This window comes from Rhodococcus sp. NKCM2511, assembly GCF_014905595.1.
Taxonomy (GTDB): Bacteria; Actinomycetota; Actinomycetes; order Mycobacteriales; family Mycobacteriaceae; genus Rhodococcoides; species Rhodococcoides fascians.
In genome coordinates this window covers 2381412-2402654 of sequence record NZ_BNHJ02000001.1, presented here as the reverse complement: position 1 = coordinate 2402654, position 21243 = coordinate 2381412, and the positions used below count along the sequence as shown (strand labels likewise).

The window sequence follows — 21243 nt, the reverse complement described above, 5'->3', positions numbered from 1 at the left end:
TTGGACGCTGCTCAGCCGCGCAGGGCGGAGGCGAATATTGCCGGGAGTTTGGTCCAGGACGGTGCTCCGGCGAATGCGGTGAGCAGTTTCCCGGTCGATGCTGCGGTTTTGTTGGTGACGAACCACGGCGGCTTGGGGGAGATGGACATCTCTCCGCTGATCAGCGACCTCGACAGTGGGCGGAAGGGTCCGCGTACCACGGTTCGTTCGGCACCGTCGATCAGTAATGCGTTGTGCACGATGCCGATTCCGCTCTGCACATCGTCGACGGTGTGGCCGGGGAACGCGCCCCAGGTGGCCGATGCGGTGAGGAATCCGAGGGCGGTCCAGGCATTGACGGCGATGGTGCCGTACCGCAGGTCTGCAAGCATGGAGTCGAACTTCTCACCGAGTTCCTTGATGGTGCTCGGCGTGCCGATGATGTTGATGCCGAGGGTGCCGGTGAACTCCTCGTTGGCCGTCTGGACGGCCTTGGCGGCGAATGCTGCTCCGGTGTAGGGCAACTCGATGACGCCCATCACGGGTGCGAAGTACTCGGTCTGCAGGAGCGGTGCGTACTCGCCGGGATCGAGGTCGGTGATGAGCACCCGGCCACCGCCGTCGCCGAGCCGTTCGGCCGACGGGTACGTGGCGGTGGCGTCGGACACTCGTCTGTCGCTGCCCGGGTAGTAGGGGGCGCGGGCCGGTGCCCGGTCGAGTGCGGCGCGCAGGGCTGCGATGAACTCGTCGCGCTGCTTCCATTCGGAGGACAGCACGACGACCTGCGAAGCGACACAGTTGTATCCGCTGTTGTGCAGTCGCTGGGTGGCTACGTGTTCGGCTTGGAACTCGATGTCCGCGCGGCTCCACTCGCCCGGCAACACGATGGTGGGTGAGACGCCACCGAGTTCACTGGAGATCTCCTTGGTCAGGATCGGCCGGTTCGCCGCCTTACGGGCGGCACCGTCGGGTCCCGGGCCGAAGACGATGGCGTCGTGGGTGATTGCGCTGCCCGTCATGTGGACGTGGTCGACGCGATCGTGGTTGACCAGGTAGGTGCCGACGTCGGCTCCGCCGGTGAGCAGACGCAGCGCGCCGATGTCCACCAGTGGGGCGAGGATCTTCTCGAAGACCGGCAGCAGTGGGTCCATGATGGGGTTGAGCTTGAGCGCGACGACGCGGTTGAAGGCGATCAGTTCGTACAAGGCGTCGAGCGGGGCGATCGAGGTGATGTTGCCCGCGCCCAGGACGACGCCGACGCCCGCGGTGCGCGTCGGGTCGAGTTGGGCGAGGCCTGCGGTGCGCTGTGCCGTGGCACGGTCGATTCCCGGCCGGAGCCACACCTCGGCACTGAATCCGTTGAGCAGTAGTTTCTCGAAGTTGTTGAGCGGCAACACCGATACGGTCGTTCGTCCGCCCGGAGCTGTTCCGAACTTCGCTCCGGCCAGCGGGCTACCGCCTGCCTCGAGCGCCGAGAGGGTGTGCGCGAGCGTGCCGAGACCGCCGAGAAGCGAGTACGGGCCGGAGAGCCATTCCTCACCGAGCAGGTTGGACGAGGGGTCGAGGCCTTTGACTGACGCGGCGGCGGTGACCCATTCCTGCGCGTGCGTCGTGGTGAGGGCGTGCATGCGCTCGAGCAGTGCCCGGCGGTCGGCCAGGCCGAGCCTGCCCCAGGTCTGCTCGCCTGCGTCGAGGTCGGCAAGAGCGGTATCGACCGCCAGGGTGGCGTCCGGTCCGTTCGTCGGTACAGGCTGCAGATGCGGGGTGACTTCGCTGGTCAACTTTTCGTCTCCACTCGTCGTTCGGATACACGGCTTCGAGTGTGATTCTGGTCGCATTCGGGGCGGCAGGCTATGGGCCGCCGCTGTCAATCGAGCGCAGCGGATTGTGCCGTCGCACAGTTTGGGTGTGGTGTGGCTTACATCGGCCGGGCTATGGTTCAGTCATGACCACCACCGAGTCCGCTCTGCATCCGTCACCGACCGAGCTGGCGGCGGCGATGCTCGACGACGTCGACGAGCTGGCGAGCGAACTGGTCCGGCGCATCCTGGGAGCCGAGCACGCGTATCTGGAGGCGACGCTGCTCACCGCGGATCAACTCCACGAAGCGTCTCGCAGCAATCTGGCGTCGATGTTGGGCAAGCTGTCCGGGCGTGCACCGGTTCGGCTCGAGTCGGCGCAGCAGGCGGGCAGGCTGAAGGCCGAGCAAGGTGTACCGCTGGCGGCATTGCTGCACGCGTTCCGGCTCGGTGGTCGGCTGGTCTGGGACGAGTTGATGGTGCGTTCGCACGGTAGGGCCAGCCACGCGCTGCTGGACATGGCGGCGCAGGTGTGGGCATTGGTCGACGTGTATTCCGACGAGGCGGCCGAGGCGTATCGAGAGAGCGCCGACATGCGAGCCCGCGAGAGCGCCGAAGCCCGCGGCCGGCTGATTCGGGTGCTGTTCGCCGATCACGCCGCGAATCCGGCCGCGGCGGCGGATGCCCTGCGTGCGTTCCGAATTCCGGATCGCGGCTTTTTTGCGGTGGTTTCCCAGGAACCCTCGTCGACGGGACTCGGTATCGAAGGCGTCGTCGCTCGGTTGCGGGCCGCGGGAACCGAGTCGGTGTGGGATGCCGAGGTGGACGGCAGCATCGGATTGTTCTGTGCCGCTAGGGAATCCGACATCGATACAGCACTGGCCACTTTCGGAGAACTGTGCCCGGGGCGGATCGGTGTCAGTTCGGTGTTCCGGTCGCCGTCGGGAATCGGTGACGCCGTGGGGCAGGCCCGTCTGGCCCGGTCGTGCAGCTTTCCCGATTCTGTGCCGTCGACGCCGGTGCGCTACGACTCGGTACCGGTGCCGCTACTGCTCGCGCGCGACCCGAAATCCGGCCGTATCGCGGCCCGTCAGATCCTCGGCGATCTGTTGGCGTTGCCCCGCGCCGAGCGGACGAGTCTGCTCGCCACTCTCGATGCGTGGTTCTCGTGCGGTGGCTCCACCAAGGATGCCGCGGAACAGCTGCACTACCACCGCAACACGGTGCTGTACCGATTGCGGCGTATCGCCGAACTCACCGGTCGCGACTTCCGTGATCCCGTGCAGGCCGCCGAACTCTATGTCGGGCTTCGAGCCCATCAACTACTGACCTGACGGGTCAGTGGCTGGCCAGCACGACGTCGAGGATTCCCGTTCCCAGCGGTACCGGAACGCAGGACGGCTGACGTGCATTCGCGGGGTCGAGTGCGTTGAGCGCCAGACGCAGCGCGGTCGGGTCGTAGGTGAAGGTGAAGTGGGCGACCTCGGTGTCGGGGCACACGTCCTGGATCACGATGTTGTGCGCTCCCGGATCTCGCAGCAGCGCATTGGTATACGGCTGAATGACCTCGTCGACCTTGGTGGCGATCGAGGTGTAGTCGACGCCGGGGACGGTGTCGCCGCCGGCGTTGAGGTTTTCGAGAAAGTCCGATCCGGCCATCAACTGGGCGAGGCCAGGGCCGAATTCGTCGGCTACCAGACCGGTCGCGCCGGGCACGGCCTGGACGACGGGGGCGACTCCGTACATGGTGCCGCCGTAGGTCGGTGACGCGATTCCCACCCATCGGTCGACGACATCGGCCCCGCCGAGCCTGTTGACGAAGTATCGGGCGACGGCAGCACCCTGCGAGTAGCCCACCACGTCCACCGCCGCGGCGCCGGTCGCGTCGAGGATGGTCGCTGTCATCGATTTCAGTTGTGCTGCACTGTCTTCGATGACTCCGTAGCCGTTGGACTTACCGTCCGGCGACGCGCCGTAGTTGATCGCGAAGACACAGAAGCCTGCGGCGCGCAGGATGGGTGAGAAGCCGGCCCAATCGGAGTAGGCGGTGGCGTCGGTGCCGTGGACGAGAACGACAGGATTGGGGTGCTCGGCAGAGGGCACGCAGCTCATGTCGTTGGCCCCGGGCGGGGCGGCGTCGCGGTTGGTCGACGCGTACCGAATGGCATCGGCGTGGTCGGGTTGCGGCGGTGCAGCTGCGATGGGCATGAGCGGGCCGGCATGTGCGAGTGGTGCCGCTTGGGTCGACAAGGCCGACAGTGCAGCGGTGAGTGCGACGACGAGAAGAATCAGACTTCGGCGTGGTCCGCGCATGACCACACGGTATTCCTGCAGTTGTGAAATGTCCCTACGAATTCGGACATGAACGCATAAAAGTCACAACAATAGTTCTGTAGCGATTATTGTGTCGCATGCCGATTGCCGACCGAGCTACCGGTGACGGCGAGGGTGCAGACGCAGGGATCGATCGAAAGACGGGTTTACCGCCGACAAGAGGAACGTGGAGCCGGTGACGGGAATCGAACCCGCCTCTCAACCTTGGGAAGGTCGCGTTCTACCAATGAACTACACCGGCGTGTGGTGCGGCGTCCAGATTAGCAGGGTGGCCCGACGTCGATGCGTACACCGTGCAGCAGGGCCTGGGCGTCCTCGGCCGGCACCGGTTCGGAGAAGAGGTAGCCCTGAGCGCGGGTGCAGCCCAAGGCCACCAATGTGCTCCTGGCACTCTCGGTTTCGACGCCCTCGGCGATGATGCTCAGGCCGAACGCGTGCGCGAGCCCGATGATCGACTGGACGATCGCGAGGTCGTCGGTCGCTCCCGATCCGAGGTCGGTGACGAACGCGCGGTCGATCTTGAGCGCGTCGACGGGCAGTTCCTTGAGGTGTGACAGCGAGCTGTATCCGGTACCGAAGTCGTCGATCGCCACCTGCACGCCGAGGTCCCGCAGTTCTCGGAGCGTCACTCGAGTACGCGAAAGATCCTGTACGACGGCTACTTCGGTGATCTCCAGGCACAGGTTGCAGCCCGCGATCGAGAATTCGTCGAGGGCGCTCGCCACGGTGGCCGCAAAGCCGGTGGTGACCAGCTGTACGGGCGAGATGTTCACGCGCATCACGATGTCGAGGCCGGGGATGTCCCGTTGCCACGCGGCCAAGGTCCGGCACGCGTGGTCGAGAACCCACCGACCGAGCTCGCCGGCGAGGTTCGTCTCCTCCGCCACCGGAATGAAGGCGGACGGTGGTAGCAGCCCGCGGGTGGGGTGAAGCCACCGAACCAGTGCCTCCACCGCAGTGATGCGCCCGGTGACGAGGTCGACCTCGGGTTGGAAGTGCAACGTCAGCGAGTCGCCTGCAATGGCGTCACGCAGATGGATCTCGACGTCGTTGCGGAGTTCGGATTGCGCGTGCATCTCGTCGGTGAACAGCGAGATGTGATGTCCACCAGCACGCTTGGCCACCAGAGCGGCTTGCCCTGCTTGTCGGAGCAGAGAGTCGGCGGTGTGGGTGCCGGGCACGCCGAAGGCGATTCCGATGCTGGCGCTGCGACCGATTCTCTCGACACCGAGAGTGACCGGTGCCTGTATCGACCCGGCGATCGTGCGGGCACGGTCGGTGGCGACGCGGTGGGAACACGGGCCCGCCAGGACCACGACGAACTCGTCGCCGCTCAGGCGGGCCGCGAGACTCGCCGATTCGTCGACGAACGTCTGCAGGCGCCCGGCGACAGCCTGGAGATACTGGTCGCCGGCGAGGTGTCCGAGAAAGTCGTTCAGCGCCTTGGTGCGGTCCAGGTCGATGTGCAACACCGCCACCGGACCGGGCATCGACGGATCGAGTCGGTCATGGAGGTGCTGCGTGAGTGCGGTGCGGTTCGGGAGTGAGGTGAGACCGTCGTGCAAGGCCGAGAACCTGATCTGTTCCTCGGCACTGACTCGCGCCTGCAATTGCGACAGGAGAGCAGCAATTGCTTTGAGGGCGTTCAGTTCTGCTTCGGACCAACTCCGGTCTCCCACTTTGATGAAGCCCAGAATTCCGGTGGTGCGTTCGGAGTGCAGCAGCGGCACGACGGCCATCGAGGTGGCGCTCAATCCCGAGGCGGTCTCGACGCGTCGGCGATAGTCCTCCTGCTCCGGGTCGGGCCGAAACACTGCCGGTTCGGACAGTGTTTCGGCCATCGCGAAGACCGAGTCGGCCTCGTCGAAGTAGACGACGGCCAGGGGGTCGGGATCGGGCACGCTCAGGCGCGGTGGCCATTCCGCGGTGAGTCTGGTTGCCCGGGCATCGAAATCGTGGTGCCGGAGAAAGCTGAAATCGATGCCGAGGTAGTCCACGAGCTGACGCAGTACCGACAGGTATGCTTCTCGCACCGTCGCCGCGTCGACTCCCATGAGTTCGGTGGCGACGCCGGTGACGAGGACCTCGAGTGTCCGACTGTTCTCCAGGGCCCTACTCCCGCCTCTCGTCGACGCGGTCTCGTGAACCGCTCCTGTAGACGCAGTGCAGGACTGTTCCCCCTGGTCTATGCCGGACTCTACCCCGGTAAGGACGCCGAAACCGCGACTCTGCGACTGTATATCGCGCCTCGTGGCGCGGTACCGAGCCGCAACACCAGAGCGATCGACTCGGCCTCGTCCAGTTCCGCCAACGTCCGCAGCTCGAAGTTCAACTGCTGCAACGTCTCTGCGTGGGTCGGAGACAATTCTCGGTGCTCGTCCATCGTGCGTGCGTAGAGGAACGGTGGCGAGACGGGTTGAACTGCCAGTGCGTGCAGATGTGAAGTCACCCAAACGTTCTCCGTGGCAAATCCACCCCGGATGTAATGCGCCGGAGTCGATCCGGGCACCACGATCACTGCGAGCGCAGAGCTCGCCGATACCCGATCGCGCATGTCGGTGGCCAGGGCAGCGCCTGCGTTCCAGGCAGCCACGAGGGCCATGACGTCGGGCCGCCCGATGATGTCCAGCGTGGACAGGTCTGCGGCGTCGATGCCGAGGCTGGCGACGTCGATGCCCCGATCCGGGTCCGGATCGCCTGCCCAGCGCAGTTCGGAGAACATCTCTCGGTGCAGATGCGGCGTGAGATACCGAATCCGATCGGCGGCCGCGAGAATGTCTGCTGCCGCGGTGATGGACTCGCGCGTCGTCAACAGCACGGCACGTCCGCCTTCGGCGGCTGCGGCCGCAACGAGATCGGCGACCACCGCATCGTCCAGCGTCGACGGTGACCCGAGCTCTCGGTCCGTGGATCGGGTGAGCACGGCGTCGAGGAGGCGTCGATCGGTGATCGGCTCGGCGGTACCGTCGCGCAACGACAGCTCGACCGCCTCGTCGGTGATCTCGATGCCGGCGAGCGTGCCCTGGGCGGCGGCGGCCACGCGCGCGTTGAATCCGGCTGCGCCCACAGCGACGAAGCTGCCGCGGTACGCGATATCGAGGGTGGACGTTCGGGATCGATCGACGTCGACCCGGAAGGTCGGCCCGTTCGAGGAGAAGGTCCACGGCTGACTGTTTCCGCCGGAAGGCGCTCGTCGTGCCGCTTCGAGTATCGAGTCGTGGGAATCCACACTCTGCGGACCGGCCGCATCACCCGAGACCTGTCTGCGGGTGGGGGCCGGCGTGTTCAGCCCGTCGAGGTGCACCTCGAGATCGATGCGGATACGTCCGGACGGTAGGTGCGCTCCGGTCCCGAAGCGTCGGACCGCCGCGGCGATGGTGGCACCCCCCAGTTGGACGTCGCCGCCCAGCTGGGGCCACGTCTCGATCGTTTCGCCCACCTCCACCATCGAGGCCGCCATCCGAGCCGAGAGCAGGGAGGCGTCGAGTTGATCGAGCACGATGGGAATCTTGTCGCGGGTTCCGAGTCCGTGCAGGCCGGCGGACTCGATGTCGCCGAGTACGCCGTGAAACACCGGCCGCTGTGGTTCGAGGTCGAATCGCTCGACGTCCAGCAGACCTCGATCGGAGGTCTCCATCAGTACGGGGATTCGACGCGACCTGGCCGCCTCTCGTGCGCGGACCTTGATGTCGAGGGAGTCGCATTCCTCGACGAGCAGGTCGAGTCCGTCGAAGAACTCGTCGATCGTGGTCTCGTCGATCCCGTTCCGAAAGACCTCCACCGTCAGGTACGGATCTATTTCGGCGATTCGCCGGGCGGCGACGATGGCTTTGTTGACGCCCAGATCGATGATCGACGCCGGAATCCTGTTGAGGTTCGACAGTTCTATCTCGTCGAAATCCGCGAGGCGAAGAGTTCCGCAGATTCCCTCGAGTGCGAGAGTGTGCGCAATGGCGTGTCCGACGCTCAATCCGATGACGCCGATCGTGAGATCTCCCAATTTCTGCTGTTCCTCGAGGGTTATCTTGTTTCTGTTTCGGTCCAGTCGGAGGTGCCGATACGAATTCGGACCGAGAACGGCGACGACGGTATTGCGCCACGGGAAATAGACCCACCTGTCGCTTTCGTCGAGAAGGCTCTTCTCAGGGCTCGGCAACAATGCATGCAGTCCGGCTCGCTGGGTGGCGCGTTCGTCGAGAACGGTGATCGAGGTGTCACCCCGTAGCTCGTCCAGGGCGGCCCGCTGTGTGGCGACCGTCTCGTCGAATATCACAGGCTGCCAGCTGTATTCGACAGTGTTCGGAATCGTCACGACGCCACCGCCGAGTGCAGGTTCTTCGACGTGCCGTGCTGCGCGAGCAGCGAGACCGTGTTGCGTTTCATGCGCCGCCACGTCTCGAGTTCGGCATCGAACGCGAGAGTCGTTCGGTCCCACCAGAACACCTCGGTTCGGTATCGGTCGTCGGGGTACGGCACCGGTTCGATGTGCGTTGCGATCGCTGCTCCGGTGCGCAGCCACGCGGCGCGGACGTGGGAGGCGGCAGTGGCCAGCGCGTAACGAGCGCCCAGCAGTGCTGTGCTGTACGCCGGTGACTGCGCGATCATGGTGGTGACGGCGCGACCGCGGGGTGCTCCCGGGGCAACCCACGCCGATTTGATCTCGACGACCCCGTCCTCGATACGGCTGTCGAGCATCGCGCGAACGCGATGACGGCCCTCGGGATGCGCGGCGAATTCGACGAGTGCGTGTGATTGATCGGCCGAAGAATACGGCCCTTGAACGCGAACGCCGCCGAGGATCGTTCCGGTTCGGTCGAGAGCGGCGAAGAACAATGCGGTGGTCCCGCCGTCGCGAATTGCCGATATCTCGAGCGCTGGTGTCACGTCGTGGCGTCGGTAGCTTTCTTCGGCACCGTCGAGAAATTGCGTCCACAAAGCGGGACTTCGGGTGGGAGTCGTGGCCAGAATGTGGCACTGGGAGGGATGATCGAAGTACGAAGGAACGTCGATTCGAATGCGCTTGGGTCGAATGTACATAGGGGCTCTTCCTGAGGGAGTGTCACCGAATGTGAGAGGTGTGACCGATCGATTGTCCGACTGTTCGGTCCGCACGTACCTGTGGAAGTGGTCACTCGGGTGCTTCGCGTAAGGCCCGTGAGGACCAGTAGCCTGCAGTGGTGCTGCTCTCCGACCGTGACATTCGTGCCGAAGTGACCCTGGGCAACCTGGCGATCGATCCCTTCGATCCGTCGATGGTGCAGCCGTCGAGCGTCGATGTGCGACTCGACAAGCTGTTCCGGGTGTTCAACAACACCCGGTACACCCACATCGATCCGTCCCAGCAGCAGGACGAGCTGACGACGTTGGTGGAGCCACGAGCGGGTGAGCCGTTCGTTCTTCATCCGGGGGAATTCGTCCTCGGTTCCACTCTCGAACTGACGACGTTGCCGGATTATCTGGCGGGTCGACTCGAGGGGAAGAGCTCTCTGGGCCGGCTGGGACTGCTCACGCACTCGACGGCAGGATTCATCGACCCCGGATTCAGCGGTCACATCACGTTGGAGTTGTCCAACGTCGCCAACCTCCCGATCACGCTGTGGCCGGGAATGAAGATCGGGCAGCTGTGTCTGTTCCGGCTGTCGTCGCCCTCGGAGAATCCGTACGGCAGCGCCGCGGTGGGCTCCAAGTACCAGGGGCAGCGTGGTCCCACTCCGTCGAAGGCGTATCTGAACTTCATCCAGTCGGACGTGACATAGACCAACGTTCGGTCTGTTTTCTTGGACGAAACCTGGTGAGTTCCCGGTTGTAGCGGTATTCTGGTGCTCGAACGTGGGTTGGGGCCTACCAGAATGAGGTTTCTCGTGTCCGCGGTACCCGATCCGTCCGTACTCGGCGCTTCCCTGGGGTCGAGTGGCGTCCGCAGTGTGATCAGCGACAGCTCGGGTGTCGACACGGTGCTCCACGTCCTCGAACCGGTTGCCACCGGGCCTGCGCCCAACGGTCTCGCCCCGGATCCCTGGGATGCCGTCGTCGCATCGGTGCACAGCACGGCAGACGAATACGCGTCCACTCGCCACTACCCGGTGCTCGCCCTTCGTGAGAGCGATCCCGACACGGCCTTCCGCGAGGACTTCTCCGACGGCATCGTGCTCGTATCCGAACTGGGTGCGCAGCTGGGCGCGTTACGAGAAACCGGAGTGCTCGCCGGTGAGCGTTGCGTCGCGCTGTTCGACGTCGGCGCATCCGGCACCAGCGTGTCGGTGGTCGACGTCGAGTCCGGTCGCGTCCTGGCCTCGCATCGCACCGAAGAACTCCGCGGCGACGACTGCGACCGTGTGCTCAGCGACCACCTGATCGAGACGTTCGGCGCGGCGGAGGCGTTGACGGTGGCAGCTCGTCGACAGCTCGTGCACGACGTGCGAGACGGGAAACACCAGCTGTCGATCCTGCGCAGCGTCTCCGTCGTCGGGCCGTTCGTCGGCGGTCGCGCCTCGTTGTGGCGACACGACCTCGACGAGCTCATCGGCGACGCCGTTCGTGCAGCAGTCTTCACTGCCGTCGACGTGCTCGAGTCCGTCGCCGCGAGCGGCGTTCACGTGGAGGCGATTGTCGCAGTCGGCGGCGGTGCCAACATGCAGATCGTTCGGCAGACACTGTTCGACGCCGTGTCGGTGCCCGTCTACGTTCCGGAACGACCGGAATTGTTGGCCGCCCGTGGGGCAGCCGGGATCGCGCGGACCGTGGGAGCCAGGCCTGCACCGGCCCCTGCCGTGATGGCCGTGACCGCCGTGCCCTCCCGTCGTCCGCGGCACAGCGGCAGCCCGTCGAGGCGAATGGCCAGGGCAGCGAAGTCCCGCCGCGTCGGGGGCGCACTCGCCGCGCTCGTTGCGGTGTGCGTGGCCGGAACCGTGGTCGCGGCAGCGGCCCGGACCACCGACGACACCCCCGAACCGTCGATCGCGACCTCGCAGAACGCGTCGCCCTCCGCCCGATCGCAGGCTGTGATGCCGGCGGTGGACGGCTCACCGTCCGTGTCGACGCCGCCCTCGGTGTCGGCCACGGACGTGGCCGCGTCGTCCTCGACGTCTCCGACATCCGGAGTCTCGACGTCCTCTCCTGCACCCACCTCGCCGAACAGTGCCGAGTCACCGCCTCCAACCCGCACGATTCCTGACGTCACTGTCCTTCGGCCCGCGCGTGAGGGCACTCGACTTCCGACGACGACCACGGCTCCGACCACCACGACGGCTCCGACTCACCCCACGACCACCACTGCGACGACCGCCACTGCGCCGACCACCACTTCGCCGACAACCACTGCGCCGACCAGAACGACGTTGCCGCACAACACCACTCGCGCCTCGACCCCGACGAAACCCACGATAACCACGCCTCGGCGACCGTAGACACCGCCGTTCGTTTCGCCGTGGCGGTGATAGATCTACGGTTTCGACCGCCACGGGGCAGCATCCTCGAGGCAGGATGGTCGGTATGGAGTCACAGACCGAGCGCGAAGACAAGTTCGATGTCGATGCAGACTTCGAGTTCCCCTCCCTCACCTCGCTCGTTCCTGCCGACGGCGCGGCGGTGGAGACCGACACCGAACTGGTCAGCGAGTACTTCGACACCACCGGTCACGATCTGCTGCGTCGGGGAATCACCCTTCGGCGACGCACCGGAGACTCCGACAACGGTTGGCACGCAAAGGTTCCTGCGGAGAAGGCGCGAACCGAGATCAGGCTTCCGCTCGGCCACGGCGACCCGCAGGTCGTGCCCGACGAGCTGGCCGACGTACTGCGCGGGGCGGTCATGGGCAAGCAGTTGTCGGCTGTCGCCACCCTGACGACGCGTCGGAAGATTCGTACCGTCACCGATGCATCCGGAGCCGTCGTGGCCGAATTCGCCGACGACGCGGTGTCGGTCGTCCTGATCGGCGGCGCGACCGGGCCGCAGTGGCGTGAGGTGGAGGTCGAGCTCGGGCCGGCCGGCTCGGAATCGTTCCTGAAGAAGGCGAGCAAGGTGCTTCGCGCGTCGGGTGCGACGCCGTCGGCACATCCGTCCAAGTTGAATCGTGCGCTGTCGGTGGTTCGGGAGGAGCCGGCGCACGACGGGCTTCGGTTGCTCGTCGATTATCTCGACGAGCAAGCGCAGGCCATCGTGGCCGGCGACGTGTATCTGCGCCGCGGACTGGATCCGATTCACTCCACGCGGGTGGCCATCAGGCGCTATCGCAGTACGCTTCGCGTCTTCGGCAGCGTGTTCGAGGACGAGCCCGCGGCCGCACTCGAAGCCGAATTGTCCTGGTATGCAAGCCTGCTCGGCGAGGTGCGAGATCGGCAGGTGCAGCGGGCGCGGTTTGCAGCGGCGCTGCGAGACCTTCCGTCGGAACTGGTTCTGGGCCCGGTGGCGTCGCGCATCGAGAACGACCTGCTGGCCGAGCAGATCCGCCACCGCGAAGCTGCGATGGCGGAGCTCGACGGCGAACGGTATCGAGAGTTGCTCACGACCGTGGCTGCCTGGTCGAGGGGATTGCCGATCGACGGCGAGGTGAGCGAGCGGTTGCTGATCAAGCTGGCGCGTAAGGCCGGTAAGAAGGCCGTAGACCGCACCGAGAAGGCTGTGCGAGGCACCGACGACGAGCAACTGCACCGCGCGAGGAAGGCCTCGAAGCGGGCTCGGTATGCGGCCGAGTTGGTGGCACCCGTCGTGGACAAGAAGGTGTCCAAGTCGAATATCAAGAGATACAAGCAGATTCAGGAAGTTCTGGGCGAGCATCAGGATGCCGTCATCGCGGCGGAGATTCTGCGCACCCTCGGGGCCCGAGCGGGAACCGCCTCCGGCGAGAACGGGTTCACGTTCGGACTGCTCTTCGAGCGTGAGCGCCGTGCAGCCGAACTGGCTCGTGACGAGGCGAGCAAGCTGGAGTTCTGACCCCGCACACAAACCATCGTTTTCCCCGTTTAGGCCCTCGAAGTGTACTGTGAGGCCGAATCGAGTAGGGGGGTCGACGGGTATGTCCGTTGCGTTGGGCGTTCACGTCGGAACCGACGAGATCTCGGCCGTCTTGGTCGAAACCGATCTCCCCGGTCTGGGCCCGGTCACCTCGCGACCCGTGTCGATCGCCGCTGCCCCCGGCGGAATCGGTGACGCCGTTGCGACGGTTCTCGGAATCATGCGTGTACAGGCCGCACAACGAGACCTGATCGTCGACGGTGCCGCCGTGGTCTGCGACAACCTTCTGCACGGCGAGATCGTTCGGGCCGCGCTGGCCGACCACCGCGTCGTCGACGTCGAGGTCTTGGCGATGGACGATCCGCGGTTGCCCGACGAGTACCCGTTGGACGTGGCCGCCGCCGTCGTCGGTGCCGCGTCCAGGACGGGCCGTCCGTCGGGTGACGAGATCGCTGCGGGGCAACCCGACTGGGACGATCGGGCCGGAGAATACGATGCTGCGTCGCGAGGATCTCGATGGACCATGGTCGGATTGGGTGTGGCCGTGCTGGCTGCTCTCAGTGGCGCAACCGTGTGGGCGTTCTCCTCGCCCGCGCCGACTCAGGACGCAGTACTCGATACCGCAGATTCCAGCATCGCCCCATCGGCGCCCGGTCGGCCGGCGTCGAGCGCGGGGCCGGTTGTTCCTGTGGCTGGGCCGTCCGCGGTTCCACCGATCGGCGCGGGTGTTCTGGATGTGTCGACCGTCGGCTCCGGGTCGGGCGACATCTGGATCGACGCGGTCCCGGCGGCGGCCCCGAGTGCGACGTCGAACGCACCGAGTTCGTCGTCGACGGGACGGGGCAACTCGGGTGGCGGCAATTCCGCCCCCGGCGGTCGGGATACGAAAACAGAGATCTCGAAGCCCGAGACCGAGACTCCGCCGACCGACGACGAAACCACAGCTCCCACCGATACGGACGTCCCCGATCCCACGGAACCGGGTCCGTCCGAGCCCACGGAGCCGACGGAGCCCACGGAGCCTTCGGAGCCCACGGAGCCTTCGGAGCCCACGGAGCCTTCGGGGCCGACGGATTCCGAGCCCGCGCCTCGGATGGAGGAACCACCTGTCACCGATCCGCCCGAGTGACGATTTCATCGATAATCCGTTGTGAGCGAGCGGGTTCGCTACTTCGAAGAGTCCGTGATGTGACAGGTGTGTGAATTCGACTCGGACACCTGAACTTCTGCTCGAGCCTGGCTACCATCGGGTGATCGACCAGTAGACGGTGAGTTCTCGATGACCGACAAATCCGCAGTAGAACCGGTGACGCGCACGACCATCGACAGGGCGGTGGGTGTCCTCATTGCCTTGCGCGGCTGCAGTCCGGATGAGGCGTTCGCCGAATTGGCAGCGCACAGTTTCCGTTTCGATGTTTCTCTCGTGCAGTCGGCTCGGTCCATCGTCACTGCGGCACGAGGAATGGACTCCGACAACGGCGTGGGCTGTGCCGCGATGTCGTCGGCGCAGGAGGAGTGGGGCTCGTTGCTCGCCGACCGTCGAGACGGATTCGGGCACGTCGCCTGACCCAACTCGTCGCCCGAGTGGTTGTAACGAATCCCAAAACAAACCGAAAGTTGAATAGAACGGGGCATTTACCGACTCCTCGATGGTTCGAGGCGCTACGATCGCCAGGTCGGAGTAGCTAGGCGAGTCGAGGGAACATGAGATCTGTCCTTGGTGTCTCGGTGGGTTCAGCCATTGCCCGGGGTGTAGCCCTGGATGCGTCGGACGAGTCGGTACGTTCTGCGCACGTCGTGCGATCGTTCGATCCCGACGACCATCTGCAGGTCGCGCTCGATCTGTTGGATTCGATGTCGCGGGATCAGATGGTGGATCGACCGGACATCGTTCTCGCCGTTCCGGACGATCCCGGTGCGCGCGGACGCGCGTCGGCGTATTCCACGTACGAGGCCGATCGTCTGCTGGTGGCGTCGGAGCTCGGGGCGCAACTTCGGTATCTACGCGGCACGGGGATGCTCGAGGGTGCGCGCACCGTGGCCGTGTGCGACATCGGGGCGTCGGGAACCACCGTGTCCATTGCCGACCCCGCCACGGGAGCGGTGCACAGTTCGGTCCGCACCACGTTGTTCGGCGGGATCGTGTGTGACGCCCAGATCTCGCGTTACCTTCTGTCCGTCTACGGGGCAGACGAATTGGCCTCGGAACGGGCACGCGCGGAGTTGCTGGTGTCCGTTCGCACGGCACGCGAACAGCTGTCACGCCTGCGGGTGGCCGAGGTCGCCGGGCCGTTCGTCGGCGGACCGGTCCGGTTGTGGCGCAACACGTTCGACGATGTTCTCGAGCGCAGTATCCGATCACTGGAAGATTGGGTGGCCAGCATCATCGTCGACGCACCCTGCGCCGTGAACGCGTTGGTGATGGTGGGCGGATGCGCCAACCTGCCGTCGCTGCGTCGGATGTTTCGACGCGATTTGATGTTGCCCGTCATCGCGCCTGCCAATCCCGAGTCCCTCACTGCGCACGGGGCTGCCCTGATGGCGATCGATGCGGTCGCGTCGCGCCAACACCGTCCGCGCGGCGCGATGAGCAGTGCGTCGGTGCTGACTCAGCCGGCCGCGATGGTGGGCATGGTGGGGTACCGGGACGCCCCGCGGCACCGTTCTGCCTGAGCCCCTTCCTGGCCAACGTGCGTCGTCGTTGGGTAGGTTGCTCGGGTAATGATGAACAGTAGGGACGAGACGGTGGGGCAACAGTGGCAGAGCAGGTAGCGGAGTCCGGCGCAGCAGCATCCGATGCGGGAGCATTCGACCCGGCGGAGCACGCGCGCAGCATGGTCGGGTATCACTACCGCACCGAGGACTACTACGAGGTGGGCCGCGAGAAGGTTCGCGAGTACGCCCGTGCCGTTCAGGATTTCCACCCCGCCCACTGGGACGGCGATGCCGCAGCAGCGCTGGGCCACAGCGCTCTGGTGGCCCCGCTGACGTTCATGTCGTTGGTCGGCACTCTGGCGCAGAAGAAGCTGTTGCAGTCCATCGCCGAGGGCTACGACCTCAGCCAGATTCTGCAGACCGATCAGGTACTGGTGTTCCAGAAGCCGATTCTGGCCGGTGACCAGTTGACCTGCGATGTCTCCCTCGACGCGTTCAAGACGGTCATGGGTCGAGACATGATGATCACCAAGAACGTCGTGTCCAACCAGAAGAACGAACTGGTGCAGACCACGTACACCACGCTGCTAGTCGGGCGATCCGGCGAGATCGATCCGGCCATCTCCGAGGCGGCTCGCAACATCGTGATGTTCGGTGCAACGACCGACACCAGCAGTGCCGAGGCGAGTGAGCACGACACCCTGTCCACTCCCCAGGAGCACGAGCCGCTCATCGTCGAGGAGTACCGGGGCCAGCCCACTCGGAAGTTCGACGAGGTCAATGTCGGAGACGAATTGCCCTCGCGCACTGTGCGTTTGACTCGCGGAGATTTGGTGAACTACGCCGGCGTCGCCGGTGACGCGAACCCGATTCACTGGGACGAGAAGTTCGCCAAGATGATCGATCTCGAGAACGTCCTGGCGCACGGCATGCTCACCATGGGTGTCGGCGGCGGATTCATCAGCGAGTGGCTCGGCGATCCAGGCGCGGTGAAGGACTACACCGTTCGATTCACCACCCCGATCCCGGTGGACACACACAAGCCGGCCGAAATCGTTTTCGGCGGCAAGATCAAGTCGAAGGACGAGGAGTCCCGTACGGCCGTCATCTCGATCGGCGCGACCTTCGAGGGCAAGCGAATCTTCGGCCACCGCGCTACTGCGACAGTGCAATTGGGCTGAGCCTGTTGCCGCGTATCGGCTCCTCGGTTTCGGATTTCTGACTCCGATCGGCGTCGGGTTTCCGAATGGGGGGAGCTGATGTGTCGGTGGGGGCGTGGATGTGTGGGTGGGGTCGCAATCTACGCCTCGGTTCGGAATTTACGCCCCGTGTGGGGGGTGTGGATTGCTGCTAGGGGCGTAAATGTGTCGGCTGCGCTTGTTGCCGCGTATCGGCTCCTCGGTTTCGGATTTTTGACTCCGATCGGCGTCGGGTTTCCGAATGTGGGGAGCTGATGTGTCGGTGGGGGCGCGGATGTGTGGGTGGGGGTTGCAATCTACGCCTCGGTTCGGAATTTACGCCCCGTGTGGGGGGTGTGGATTGCTGCTAGGGGCGTAAATGTGTCGGCTGAGCCACCTGGCGTACTGAACTGTTCATGATCCGCGCTTCTCCTTTGCGTGGTGTCGTGCCGCACGGGCTCGATTTCCGCATGCGCTGCAGCACCATTGCTGATTGGGCCGATCCTGCAGAAACAGTTGACCGCATCGCGGAGCGTCGCAGAGTGACAATCGTGCGCGATCCGGTCCGTTCAGTAGATCGATGACCGCTGACGCTGCACGGGCGCGTATCGCGTCGACCGGATCCGACGTCCCCACAACATGTTCGACGCCACCGCCGCCCCCGAGATCGAGCCGACGGGTCACCGGATGGCGTCGGGCAATGTCGTCGATGTGGTCGACGCTGGCTCCCGGAACTTCCATGTCCGACGCCACCGCCCGCAGTAGCGCCAGCAGGTGATCTCGCGTCAGCCGGAATGTGACGATATCGGCATCGTCAGGGATTGTCTCGGGTACCCGGGCACCCTGTAGCTCGGCCCATTCCTGGAGATCGGCGGTGGAGGCGATCAATTCGACGTAGGTGCCGCGTTGCAACTGCACGGTGTTGACCACGTCGAGCGCGAAGTGATCGCCGAGCCAGTTCCAGTCCATTCGCTGATTCTAACGGTTTACGGAAGTAAAAGCATCAGATACCGTCGAGACGATGACGGACATCCAATGGTTACCGTTCCTCGGCGTCGTGCTGTTGGCCTACGCGATACCCGGTCCGGACTTCGCGGTGGTGGCCCGGGCGGCAGCGAGCAGCCGTAGTGCCGGGTGGCGAGCGGGCCTCGGCGCGCAGACCGGACTGTGCGTGCACATGATCGCTGCGGTGGTGGGGCTGTCACTGCTCATCTCACGGTCACCGATGGCGCTGAGCATCATTCAGATTCTTGGGGGTGTGTACCTGGTGTGGCTCGGTATTTCCGCGCTGCGACAGTCGTCGTCGGAGAGGGGTGTGATCGCCGATGTGCGCTGGTTTCGCATGGGCCTGGTGACGAACGTGCTCAATCCCAAAGCCATTCTGTTCTTCGTCGCGCTGCTGCCGCAGTTCGTCGATGCCGACGGACCGCTTCCCCTGCAGATCGGGTTACTCGGAATCGCGGATGTGGCAATCGGTTTGGTGGTCTGGGCGGTGGTCACCGCGGCCGTGGGCCGTCTGACCGGTGGTTCGTCGAAGTCGACATCCTGGAACCGAGTGATCGGGGTCCTGTTCATCGGTATCGGAGTCGCACTCGCCGTCGAAGCGGTGTGACCCGAAGAAGGCACTTGCGCAAATCAGCGAACGATGTCCATGCTCGGGTCGTTCTTGGGTTTGTGGTCCCAAATGGAGGTGTCGGATTCCAGGGCCTGGCCCTCGTGGCTGGGCTGCACGGGGTCTGGTAGCTGTCGCCACTGTGCTCGCGGGTCATTCTCGGGTTCGATGCACGATTCATCGTCCATGGCGGAGACGCTACGCGTCGGCCCGGCAATCATCCGGCAACGCGTACTCGCAGCTCGTTCATCGGCACTTCGGAACCGACGCGGTCGGTGACCCGTACGCGCACGGGCTCGCCTCGGGAATCGACGACGTCGAGCGGTCCGTCGTCTTGTTGCAGGTACTGGTCGCCCCACTGCATCAATCCGAGTACGACGGGCAGCAGATCCTCGCCCATTCTCGTCAGAACGTATTCGTAGCGCGTTCTGCCCTTTTCGGGGCGGTAGGGCTTCTTGACGAAGATTCCGACGTCGACCAGTTCTTTGAGTCGGGCCGCACTGCTGGCGTCGGTGATGCCGACGCGTCGGCTGAAGTCATCGAAGCGGGTGGTTCCGTAGAACGCCTCGCGCAGGATCAGCATCGTCGATCGGGTGCCGACCACCGACAGCGCGCGTGCGATGGAGCAACGGTCACCTGCTGTCCAGCTGTCGAGATCGGACAGTGGGCCGTCCATGTGGAGGGGCATGCCACGATCTTACTGGCTTTACAAAACTATAGCCAGCTCGTACCGTGGTGTCAGCGATCCGATAGGAACGGATCGATCGGACAAGGAGCCGTCATGAGAGACGCAGTCATCGTCGAGGCAGTCAGAACCCCGGTCGGACGGGGCAAAGCGAACGGCACGTTGCATCCCGAGCATCCAGTCGACCTGATGGCCCACAGCCTGCGGGAAGTAGTGCAGCGCAGTGGGATAGACCCGACCCAGATCGACGACGTCATCGGCGGAGTTGTCACCGCGGTAGGGGATCAGGCGTCGAACATGACTCGGCGCGCAGCGCTGGCGGCGGGCTATCCGGAATCCGTACCCGCAACCACCGTCGATCGGCAATGCGGAAGTAGCCAGCAGGCAATACATTTCGCCGCACAGGGCGTGATCTCCGGTGCTTACGATCTGGCCGTGGCTACCGGTTCGGAGTCGATGAGCCGCATTCCGATGGGGTCGAACCTGGTGGGAACCGAGGATCCGGCAGGTGTCGGTTTCATCGAGAGGTATCCGGAAGGGTTGGTGCCGCAGGGCGTCAGTGCCGAATTGATCGCGGCGAGATGGGGTATCAGCCGTACCGAGATGGACGAGTTCGCTCTGTCGAGTCATGCGAAGGCTGCCGCAGCCACCGAAGAGGGGCGTTTCAAGCGGGAGATCACCGCAATCCGCGGGCTCGACCGCGACGAGGGAATCCGCACCGGATCCACACTCGATGCGCTGGCGGGACTGCGACCGGCCTACTACAGCGACGCCATGGCGCAGCGGTTCCCGGAAATCGGTTGGAACATCACCGCAGGCAACGCAAGTCAGGTCAACGACGGTAGTGCGGCCGTCATGATCACGACCAGTGAGAAAGCGAAGGAACTCGGCCTGACTCCGATGGCGAGGCTGCACAGCTTCGCGGTGGTCGGCGACGATCCGTTGATGATGCTCACCGCAGTCATTCCGGCGACGAAGAAAGTGCTCGCCAAAGCCGGGCTGACGATGAACGACATCGACCTGTTCGAGGTGAACGAGGCCTTTGCGTCGGTTGTGCTCGCCTGGGCGAAGGAAACCGGCGCAGACATGAACAAGGTCAACGTCAACGGCGGGGCCATCGCCATCGGCCATCCGCTCGGCGGCAGCGGTGCCCGAATCATGACGACCATGGTCCACGCGCTCGCCGAGCGCGAGCAGCGTTACGGCCTACAGGTGATGTGCGAGGCCGGCGGGCTCTCGAACGCCACCCTCATCGAACGCCTGTAATGCCTGCGGCAGTGGCGCGGATATGTGCTCTCGAGGGCACATAATCGCACCACTGCGGCGCAGCCGCACTCATTCCCAGCTGGAGACGACTTTGCGCGTCGGGCGTTCGTTGCTGTTGGAGAACAGGTGTGGGCTTTTGCTCTTGATGTACTCGACGTCGGCGAACACGGCGCGCAGGTGCTCGCGCATCGACTGGGCGGCGGCCTCGAAGTCTCGGGCTTCGAGGCCGTCGACTATTGCGGTGTGTTGTTCGATCAGGTCGGGGATGGGACGGGTGTCGCGTAGACCGAGTCGTCGGGCCCGATCCAGATGAGCTTTCGCGGATTCGACGGATCGCCATGCGGCGGAATGTCCTCCGGCTGCGAGGAGTAGCTGGTGGAATTGCTCGTCCAATTCGAAGAATTGGTCCATGTCGATTCCCGGCTCGGCCTGCGCTGCCAGATTGGCGCGCAACGCAGAGAGGTCGTGATCCGAGCGAGACGTGACTGCATCTTTCAAAGACGCGGTTTCGATTGCCTCCCGGACGAATTGGGCATCGGCAACACGGTCGGTGTCGACCCGCGAGACGAAGGTGCCGAGTTGTGGGAAGACCTGAACCAGACCCTCTTCGGCCAACAGGATCAAGCTTTCGCGAACGGGTGTGCGGCTCACGGACATCTGCTCGGCGAGGTCGTTCTCCGACAGCGGGCTACCCGGGGGGAGCGTCAGCGACACGATGCGCAGGCGCAATTCTCGGTACGCCCGCTCTCGTGCGGTGACTTTCCTGCTGCTCTGTGTGCTCAC

General features: G+C 64.8%; 18 protein-coding genes and 1 tRNA gene. 10 read left to right on the top strand and 9 right to left on the bottom strand.

Annotated elements, in window-relative coordinates; translation table 11 throughout:
- Positions 1-11: 11 nt before the first annotated feature.
- Positions 12-1700 (bottom strand): aldehyde dehydrogenase family protein, encoded by a 1689-nt coding sequence (locus JLZ96_RS11070; protein ID WP_032392338.1) that lies wholly within the window; start codon positions 1698-1700, stop codon positions 12-14.
- A 224-nt stretch (positions 1701-1924) separates the two neighbouring features.
- On the opposite strand from JLZ96_RS11070, the gene JLZ96_RS11065 reads away from it, so the two are divergent.
- The gene (locus JLZ96_RS11065) at positions 1925-3112 is read left to right on the top strand and encodes a CdaR family transcriptional regulator (RefSeq protein ID WP_032367074.1); all 1188 of its coding nucleotides are present in this window, start codon (positions 1925-1927) and stop codon (positions 3110-3112) included.
- A 4-nt stretch (positions 3113-3116) separates the two neighbouring features.
- On the opposite strand, the gene JLZ96_RS11060 is transcribed toward JLZ96_RS11065, so the two are convergent.
- The 5 genes from JLZ96_RS11060 to JLZ96_RS11040 all read right to left on the bottom strand — a co-directional run bounded on the left by JLZ96_RS11060 (position 3117) and on the right by JLZ96_RS11040 (position 9149).
- Positions 3117-4091 (bottom strand): triacylglycerol lipase, encoded by a 975-nt coding sequence (locus JLZ96_RS11060; protein ID WP_201010112.1) that lies wholly within the window; start codon positions 4089-4091, stop codon positions 3117-3119.
- A 188-nt stretch (positions 4092-4279) separates the two neighbouring features.
- Positions 4280-4353: transfer RNA gene (locus tag JLZ96_RS11055), tRNA-Gly, on the bottom strand.
- A 19-nt stretch (positions 4354-4372) separates the two neighbouring features.
- Positions 4373-6166 (bottom strand): bifunctional diguanylate cyclase/phosphodiesterase, encoded by a 1794-nt coding sequence (locus tag JLZ96_RS11050; protein ID WP_057474390.1) that lies wholly within the window; start codon positions 6164-6166, stop codon positions 4373-4375.
- 143 nt (positions 6167-6309) lie between these two features.
- Entirely contained in the window at positions 6310-8424 is a 2115-nt protein-coding gene (locus tag JLZ96_RS11045) for an Rv1355c family protein (protein ID WP_201010111.1), read from the bottom strand.
- Positions 8421-9149 carry a hypothetical protein gene (locus tag JLZ96_RS11040; protein ID WP_051364987.1) on the bottom strand — a complete coding sequence of 243 codons (729 nt, stop codon included), beginning with the start codon at positions 9147-9149 and terminating at the stop codon, positions 8421-8423. Before JLZ96_RS11040 ends, JLZ96_RS11045 begins: the two co-directional genes overlap by 4 nt.
- A 140-nt stretch (positions 9150-9289) precedes the next feature.
- Here JLZ96_RS11040 and dcd point away from each other — a divergent pair, with 140 nt between their 5' ends.
- The 7 genes from dcd to JLZ96_RS11005 all read left to right on the top strand — a co-directional run bounded on the left by dcd (position 9290) and on the right by JLZ96_RS11005 (position 16900).
- A complete protein-coding gene (gene dcd, locus JLZ96_RS11035) occupies positions 9290-9868 on the top strand; it encodes a dCTP deaminase (protein ID WP_027495411.1) in 579 nt (192 codons plus the stop codon).
- 105 nt (positions 9869-9973) lie between these two features.
- Positions 9974-11518: an Hsp70 family protein gene (locus JLZ96_RS11030; RefSeq protein WP_201010110.1), complete on the top strand. Its 1545-nt coding sequence runs from the start codon at positions 9974-9976 to the stop codon at positions 11516-11518.
- Between the two features lie 85 nt (positions 11519-11603).
- Positions 11604-13043, top strand: coding sequence for a CYTH and CHAD domain-containing protein (locus tag JLZ96_RS11025; protein ID WP_201010109.1), 1440 nt, complete (start codon positions 11604-11606; stop codon positions 13041-13043).
- An 82-nt stretch (positions 13044-13125) separates the two neighbouring features.
- A complete protein-coding gene (locus JLZ96_RS11020) occupies positions 13126-14193 on the top strand; it encodes a hypothetical protein (RefSeq protein ID WP_201010108.1) in 1068 nt (355 codons plus the stop codon).
- 150 nt (positions 14194-14343) lie between these two features.
- Complete coding sequence (locus JLZ96_RS11015) at positions 14344-14631, top strand: ANTAR domain-containing protein (RefSeq protein WP_027495414.1); 288 nt, start codon at positions 14344-14346, stop codon at positions 14629-14631.
- A gap of 137 nt (positions 14632-14768) precedes the next feature.
- Positions 14769-15737 carry an Hsp70 family protein gene (locus JLZ96_RS11010; protein WP_201010107.1) on the top strand — a complete coding sequence of 323 codons (969 nt, stop codon included), beginning with the start codon at positions 14769-14771 and terminating at the stop codon, positions 15735-15737.
- An 83-nt stretch (positions 15738-15820) separates the two neighbouring features.
- Positions 15821-16900 (top strand): fused (3R)-hydroxyacyl-ACP dehydratase subunits HadA/HadB, encoded by a 1080-nt coding sequence (locus tag JLZ96_RS11005; RefSeq protein ID WP_032374830.1) that lies wholly within the window; start codon positions 15821-15823, stop codon positions 16898-16900.
- A 411-nt stretch (positions 16901-17311) separates the two neighbouring features.
- Here the strand turns inward: JLZ96_RS11005 and JLZ96_RS11000 are convergent, their stop codons facing one another.
- Positions 17312-17866 (bottom strand): ABATE domain-containing protein, encoded by a 555-nt coding sequence (locus tag JLZ96_RS11000; protein ID WP_201010106.1) that lies wholly within the window; start codon positions 17864-17866, stop codon positions 17312-17314.
- Positions 17867-17918: 52 nt separating this feature from the next.
- Here JLZ96_RS11000 and JLZ96_RS10995 point away from each other — a divergent pair, with 52 nt between their 5' ends.
- Positions 17919-18509: a LysE family translocator gene (locus JLZ96_RS10995; protein WP_201010105.1), complete on the top strand. Its 591-nt coding sequence runs from the start codon at positions 17919-17921 to the stop codon at positions 18507-18509.
- Positions 18510-18726: 217 nt separating this feature from the next.
- Here the strand turns inward: JLZ96_RS10995 and JLZ96_RS10990 are convergent, their stop codons facing one another.
- Positions 18727-19197, bottom strand: a complete 471-nt coding sequence (locus JLZ96_RS10990; protein WP_094621350.1) for a helix-turn-helix domain-containing protein — start codon at positions 19195-19197, stop codon at positions 18727-18729.
- A 93-nt stretch (positions 19198-19290) separates the two neighbouring features.
- Between JLZ96_RS10990 and JLZ96_RS10985 the strand changes: the two genes are divergently transcribed.
- Positions 19291-20460: a thiolase family protein gene (locus tag JLZ96_RS10985; RefSeq protein WP_032387627.1), complete on the top strand. Its 1170-nt coding sequence runs from the start codon at positions 19291-19293 to the stop codon at positions 20458-20460.
- Positions 20461-20529: 69 nt separating this feature from the next.
- Here JLZ96_RS10985 and JLZ96_RS10980 read toward each other — a convergent pair whose 3' ends face one another.
- Positions 20530-21243, bottom strand: coding sequence for a GntR family transcriptional regulator (locus JLZ96_RS10980; RefSeq protein ID WP_201010103.1), 714 nt, complete (start codon positions 21241-21243; stop codon positions 20530-20532).